Origin of the sequence: Streptomyces sp. NPDC020490 (assembly GCF_044335305.1) — a bacterium.
GTDB lineage: Bacteria > Actinomycetota > Actinomycetes > Streptomycetales > Streptomycetaceae > Streptomyces.
Window position 1 is genome coordinate 1 of sequence record NZ_JBIRUY010000090.1, and the last position, 4388, is coordinate 4388.

1 protein-coding gene is annotated in these 4388 nt (G+C 74.4%); it reads right to left on the reverse strand.

Annotated features, from left to right (window positions below; genetic code table 11):
* Window positions 1-4388: type I polyketide synthase (locus ACH4ZX_RS40095; protein ID WP_398283839.1), on the reverse strand; the 4388-nt coding region annotated here is incomplete at both ends.

The window sequence follows — 4388 nt, forward strand, 5'->3', positions numbered from 1 at the left end:
CCCTGCCCCGAGAACAACAACGCCACCCGACCACCACGCACCACACCCTCAACCACACCCACCGCCGGCACACCCCCCGCCAGCGCATCCAACCCGGCCTCGAACCCCTCGGAATCCGAGGCCAGCACCACCGCCCGCTGCTCCAACGCAGCCCGCGACCGCACCAAAGCAGCCCCGACGTCCACCGGCGACACGTCCACCGCCCCCGCGAACGCCCGCAGACCGCCCGCCTGCGCACGCAACGCCGCCTCCGAACGCGCCGACACCACCCATGGCACCAGGCCACCCGCGACCGGCGCCGCCTCCGCCGCGGGAGACTCCTCCGCAACCGCCTCCACGATCACGTGCGCGTTCGTCCCGCTGATCCCGAACGACGACACACCCGCCCGCCGCGGACGCCCCGCCCCCGGCCACGGCACCGCCTCCGTCAGCAGCTCCACCCCACCCGCCGACCAGTCCACATGCGGCGACGGCTCCTCCGCGTGCAACGTCCGCGGCAGCACACCATGCCGCATCGCCATCACCATCTTGATCACACCCGCCACACCCGCCGCGGCCTGCGCGTGGCCGATGTTCGACTTCAGGGAGCCCAGCCACAGCGGCCGGTCCTCGGGCCGGTCCTGGCCGTACGTCGAGATCAGCGCCTGCGCCTCGATCGGGTCGCCCAGGGTGGTGCCGGTGCCGTGCGCCTCGACCGCGTCCACGTCGGCGGGGCTGAGGCGGGCGTTGGCCAGGGCCTGCCGGATCACCCGCTGCTGGGAGGGCCCGTTCGGGGCGGTCAGGCCGTTGGAGGCGCCGTCCTGGTTGATCGCCGTACCGCGGATCACGGCCAGTACCCGGTGGCCGTTGCGGCGGGCGTCCGACAGGCGCTCCAGGAGCAGCACGCCCACGCCCTCCGACCAGCCGGTGCCGTCCGCCGAAGCGGAGAAGGACTTGCAGCGGCCGTCCGCGGCCATGCCGCGCTGGCGGCTGAACTCGATGAACACACTGGGCGTCGCCATGACGGCGACTCCGCCGGCGAGGGCCATGCCGCACTCGCCGGAGCGCAGGGACTGGGCGGCCATGTGGATGGCGACCAGTGAGGAGGAGCAGGCGGTGTCGACGGTGACGGCGGGGCCCTCCAGGCCGAACGTGTAGGCGACGCGGCCGGAGACGACGCTGCCCTGGGTGCCGGTGAGCCCGTAGCCCTCGACGCGCTCGGGGTGCTCCTCGACGCGGAACGCGTAGTCGTGGTGCATGGCGCCGGCGAAGATTCCGGTGCGGCTGCCCCGCACGCTGTCGAGGTCGATCCCGGCGCGTTCGAAGACCTCCCAGGCGGCCTCCAGCAGGAGCCGCTGCTGCGGGTCCATGGCGAGCGCCTCGCGCGGTGAGATGCCGAACAGTTCGGCGTCGAAGTCGCCCGCGTCGTAGAGGAAGCCGCCTTCGCGGGCGTAGCTGGTGCGGAGGCGTTCGGGATCGCTGTCGAAGAGGGTTTCGAGGTCCCAGCCGCGGTCGGTGGGGAACTCGGTGATGGCGTCGCGGCCCTCGTGCACGAGGTCCCAAAGGTCCTCCGGCGAGGTGACGCCACCCGGGTAACGGCAGGCCATGCCGACGACCGCGATGGGCTCGTCGGCGCCGGTGTGCGCCGGGACGGGTTCGGCCGGTGTGTCCGCGGTCTGTTCGGCGTGGTCGTCGGGGGCGAGTGCGGTGAGCAGGAACCTGGCCGCGGCGGCCACCGTCGGGTGGTCGAAGACCAGGGTGGCGGGGAGCCGTACGCCGGTGGCGGCGCCGAGCTGGTTGCGCAGTTCGACGGCGGTGAGCGAGTCGAAGCCGAGTTCCTTGAACGCCTTGTCGGGGCGGATCGCGCCCGGGTCGGCGTGTCCGAGGACGGTGGCCACGGCCGCGCGCACGATGTCGAGCAGTTCGTGCTCGCGCTCGGCGGGGGCGAGGGCGGCGAGGCGCCGGGTGAGGGTGCCGGTGCCGGCGTCGGCACCGGTCCGCACGGTGCGCCGCGCCGGAACCCGGACCAGCCCCCGGAACAGGCCGGGCAGCAGTCCGGAGGCGGCACGGCCGCGCAGGGTGGCGAGGTCCAGGCGGGCCGGTACGAACAGGGCGCGGCCGGGGGTGCGCAGGGCGGCGTCCATGAGGGCGAGCCCGTGGTCGTCGGCGAGGGGGAGGATGCCGGCCCGGGTCATCCAGCCGAGGTCGCCGTCGCCGAGGTGGGCCAGCATGCCGCTGGACTGCTCCCACAGTCCCCAGGCGAGCGAGGTGGCGGGGAGTCCCTCGGCGGTCCTGCGGTGGGCGAGGGCGTCGAGGAAGGCGTTGGCGGCGGCGTAGTTGCCCTGTCCCGGGTTGCCGAACACACCCGCGACGGAGGAGAAGAGGACGAAGGCGTCGAGGTCGGCGTCGCGGGTCAGCTCGTGCAGATGCCAGGCCGCGTCCGCCTTCGGCCGCATCACCGCATCCAGCCGCTCCGCGCTCAGCGACCCCACCAGACCGTCGTCCAGCACACCCGCACAATGCACAACCCCGCACAACGGGCCCGGCAACGACCCCAACAACGCCGCCACCGCCTCCCGCTCCGCCACATCACACGCCACGACCTCCACCGACTCCGCACCCAGCGCACGAATCTCCGCCACGAGTTCAGCCGCCCCCGGAGCCTCCGCACCCCGCCGGCTCGTCAGCACCAGACGCTTCACACCGTGCTCACCCGCCAGATGCCGCGCCACCAGCGCACCCAGCGCCCCCGTCCCACCAGTGACCAGGACCGTCCCGTCGGTGCGCCACACGGGTTCGCCCGAGCGGGCGGCGGTGGAGCGCACCAGGTGCGGCGTGAGCAGCGTCCCGTCGCGTACGGCGACCTGGGACTCCCCCGTCGCGAGGGCAACGGCCAGGTCGTCGGCGCGGTCGTCCCACGGGTCGAGGTCGACGAGGACGAAGCGGTCCTGGTTCTCGGCCTGCGCGGAACGGATCAGGCCCCAGACCGGCGCGTGGACGAGGTCGGTGAGGTCCTCGCCCTCGCGGACGGACACGGCGCCGCGTGTGACGACGGCCAGCCGGGACAGCGCGAACCGCTCGTCGGCGAGCCAGTCGCGGACCAGAGCGAGCAGGTCGGCGGTGGCTCGACGGGCGGTCTCCGCGGACACGGTCTCGCTCGCGGCCGGCTCAAGGGCGACGACGACGGTCGACGGCACGGCGAGCCCACCGTCCAGGGCGGCCCGCAGCGCGTCGAGGTCGGCGAAGTCCGCGCCGCCGAGACGTACTTGGTCGTCGGCGTTCGGGGCGGGCCGCGTCGGCAGGGAGCTCCACTCGACGACGTGCAGCCCGTCCCGCTGCGTGCCGCCCAGTCGGCCGGCGGCGACCGGCCGCAGGACGAGCGAGTCGGCGTGCGCCACGACCCGGCCCTGACCGTCGGCCGCGGTCAGCGACACCGTGTCCGTGCCGAGCGAGGTCATGCGGATGCGCAGAGCTGCGGCGCCGGTGGCGTGCAGGGACACCCCGCTCCACACGAACGGCAGTCGTACGCCCGGCTCCTCGCCCTTGGCCGCGCGCAGCAGTTGCTCGGCGTGCAGCGCGGCGTCGAGCAGTGCCGGGTGGAGGCCGAACGCGCCTGCCTGGGAGGCCTGTTCGGGCGCGAGGACTACTTCGGCCCATACGGTCGTGCCCTGCCGCCAGGCGGCTTTGAGTCCCTGGAACGCGGGCCCGTAGGCGTAGCCGACGGCCGCTGCGGAGTCGTAGAACCCGTCCAGGTCCACGGACTCGGCACCCGGCGGCGGCCACTGCGTCAGCTCTTCCCCCGTACCGGCCGCACCGGGCGCGAGGGACCCGCTCGCATGCCGCGTCCACGGCGCGTCGGCGTCATCGACGTGGCCGGCGGGGCGGGCGTACACGCTCACGGAGCGGCGGCCGGAGCCGTCCGGGGCCGCCACGACGGTCTGCACCTGCACCGCGCCGCGCTCGGGCAGCGGCAGAGGCGTTTCGAGGGTGAGTTCCTCGAGGTGGTCGCAGCCCGCCTCGTCCCCGGCGCGCACGGCGAGTTCGAGGAAGGCGGTCCCGGGCAGCAGCACGGCGCCGTCGGCCCCGTGGTCGGCGAGCCACGCGTGGCTCTGCAGCGACAGCCGCCCGGTCAGCACGTACTGGTCCCCTTCGGCGACCCGCACCACGGCTCCGAGCAGCGGATGCCCCGCCTCGCCGAGTCCGGCGGCCGCCACATCGGCGGCTGCGGAGTCCGGGGTGTCCAGCCAGTGACGCTGCCGCTGGAAGGGGTAGGTCGGCAGCTCGGTGGCCACGTCGGCGCCGCGGGCCTCGTTGAGGGTGGTCCAGTCGACGGGGACGCCGCGGCTCCAGGCAGTACCGAGCGAGGCGTACAAACGCGCCAGGCCGCCCTCACCACGACGCAGGGAGCC